Annotated in this window: 3 protein-coding genes; all 3 read right to left on the bottom strand. The window is 33.1% G+C overall.

From position 1 onward, the window contains the following. A partial coding sequence (locus tag F3G98_RS11175; RefSeq protein WP_188116969.1) for a tetratricopeptide repeat protein occupies positions 1–679 on the bottom strand: 679 nt, incomplete at its 3' end. Between the two features lie 23 nt (positions 680–702). Continuing rightward, positions 703–1941: a CHASE2 domain-containing protein gene (locus F3G98_RS11170; RefSeq protein ID WP_188116968.1), complete on the bottom strand. Its 1239-nt coding sequence runs from the start codon at positions 1939–1941 to the stop codon at positions 703–705. A gap of 116 nt (positions 1942–2057) precedes the next feature. Beyond that, entirely contained in the window at positions 2058–2594 is a 537-nt protein-coding gene (locus F3G98_RS11165) for a hypothetical protein (RefSeq protein ID WP_103612585.1), read from the bottom strand. Positions 2595–2792 lie beyond the last annotated feature (198 nt).

Genomic DNA, 2792 nt, shown 5'->3' with positions numbered 1-2792 from the left:
CTAAAACTTTCTCATATATATTTAAAGATTTTGTATAAAACTCTAAAGCTTTAGGATAGTCACCCATATTCCTATAAACATATCCCATATCATTATAACTATTAGCAGTATCAGGGTGATCTTTACCTAAATTTTTCTCTTGTATGCTTAAAGCCTTTGAATAAAACTCTAAAGCTTTAGGATAATTGCCTATATTTTTATAAGCATATCCTATGTTACCATAAATAGTAGCAGTAGCAGGGTGATCTTTACCTAAATCTTTCTCATATATATTTAAAGATTTTGTATAAAACTCTAAAGCTTTAGGATAATCTCCCATATTGCTATAAACAAGTCCTATATCATTATAAATAGTAGTAGTAGCAGGGTGATCTTTACCTAAATTTTTCTCTCTTATGTTTAAGGCTTTTGTATAAAACTCTAAAGCTTTAGGATAATCACCCATGTCACTATAAACAAGTCCTATATCATTATAAATAGCACCAGTAGCAGGGTGATCTTTACCTAAATTTTTCTCTTGTATGCTTAAAGCCTTTGAATAAAACTCTAAAGCTTTTGGGTAGTTGCCATCTTGATAATACTTATATGCAGTATTATCAAGATCTAAAACATCATCTAGCGTAGCACTAAACGCAACTGAAATGGTTAGAAAAAGAGCTAACAAAATTTTTCTAAGCACGATTAATCCTTTAATGTGAATTATTAAATATCCATAAACAATAGTAAGCCAATTATAATAATAGCTATAATTACAGCAATAGCAACTAAAGCCAAGAGGGTCTTGCTGAGATTTTTTATTAACTCTTTTGCTTTAATAACTGAGATAACTATATCTATAAGCTTAAATACTATCAAGACTATAACCCATGTGACATAATGACCCTTAAAAAAAAGAATTATTGCTGGTATAAAAAATATCACTAAAGAAGACAATCTCAAAAGATCAAAATTCCCGTCGATATGGAGTGCTTTTGCTAGCTTTGGCACAACGTAGGCACATAGCCCAAAGAATAAAAAACAACACACCATACCTAGCCAAACTGGTATAGTTTTTATGCCATCTTTTAGTTTAAGAGCGGTATTAAGTGCATTGGCTAAGGCTATAACGCCACTTATAACACCTATAGGAGTTTTGTGTATGTCACCTGAGCCTGGATAGTCCGAGCCTATAAGCACTATGGCATTATCAAACTCCTCTGCGTCTATCTGAGATAGCCTGGCTGCATGATAGAATTTGATATTTTCATAGTTTGAAGTATATGTTTTGTTACCACCTTGATCTATAATTTTTAGATCTTTGTAAAGTATCCTGTATCTAAAACTCTCATCAAAGCTTAACTCTCTTGGACAAGTAAAATTCGCTTCACTATTTGCAAGTTCTAGGACAAGATGCCTTAAAGTCTTATCACCATCGCAAAGATAGGGCGTGTATCCACGAGTAACTCCATCTTTATCGCTAGAAATATTTGCTTGAGTAAATTTGATGTTAGGATTTAGCTTGAAGTCTTGTAAAAAAGGCTTATTTATAGTTTTTGGTAGATATATAGGATATGAGCTAGCATATAAATTTAGTCTATCTATAAGACCTAGATCATCTTTAGTAACTGTTGAGTTAATGTCGCTTGGATACTCTAAAGAGTAGTCTAAGACTAAAGTTTTTGGTTTGCTGCCTGAACCAGACAAGGTTTTGTTAAAATCATCTAAGACATTAGCAAGAACGCTTCTTGGGGTGAAGTTAAATTTGATGCCACCTTGTCCGTCACTTAGGTCGTGCTTGTCTAGATACTCTTGATCTATTAAGATTACTGCTATTTTTTGCGATTGGCTTGCTGATGGTGCTTTGGCATAAATTTCTTGCATGATGTCATACTCAAAGTCACCAAAATTTACTCTGACGATCTCACGATCTTTGACTAAGCCGTAAATGGCAAAAGATACCATGGCAAGAATTCCTAAGAATATGGCTTTTTTTATACTGCTAGACTTTTGAAACAAGTCAGAATCTGTTGAACCATTAAAAATCTTGTTAATGTTGTTGCCTAAAAATGTAAAGAATTTCATCGTGTTTTAACTATAAAACAAGGAGACTCATATCCATCCTTATCCATCATATCTATCCTGTCACCATTTTTAGGAGATATGTTTAGCTCTGGGCTTATGCTTCTGTTTTTAACGTCAAATTCGTAAAACTTGTCGCCTTGGCGGTATTCTATTTTAATGATATGATCGCTTATAACCAACGCATCTTTGCTAGGATCTATCTCCTCGCATCCTCCTTCTGCTCTCGTAGAAGCTGTCGTAGATGTAGTTTGGGCTTTAGCAAATAGTGTAGAGAAAAAACCACTTCTCTTTTTAATAGCTGCTATATAGGTGTCGTTTGGTGATTTTAGGTTGTAGTTTTGTTTTAAAACATCGTCAGTTATCTTTAAAACGCCGTTACCAGATATAAATTTGATCTCTTGGCCGCTTGTGGCTGTAGTAGCCTTGCTCTCTTTGCCGTCAATGCTATAAACAACATCACCCTTAACGTTGATAACCACATCAGCATTTAGGCATGAAACCAAAAGTGTAGCTGTAAGTAAATAATACTTCATAATGATACCTTTTTAAATTTTTGTTGTCATTTTATTAAACAAAAACTAAAAAAGGACTTATGCTTTTTACAAGGCTATATGTCCCATAAATAGAAACTTCAACTACACATTTTACTATGTTTGTTTATTTTTAATTTACAATAAATGGATAGCTATATGTGGTATGTATAAGCTAATTTACCTACTATAAAGATTGGC

This window comes from Campylobacter concisus (assembly GCF_902460895.1).
GTDB lineage: Bacteria > Campylobacterota > Campylobacteria > Campylobacterales > Campylobacteraceae > Campylobacter_A > Campylobacter_A concisus_BC.
Note: the sequence above shows the minus strand (reverse complement) of the source record. Positions and strands in the feature narration are given on the sequence as shown.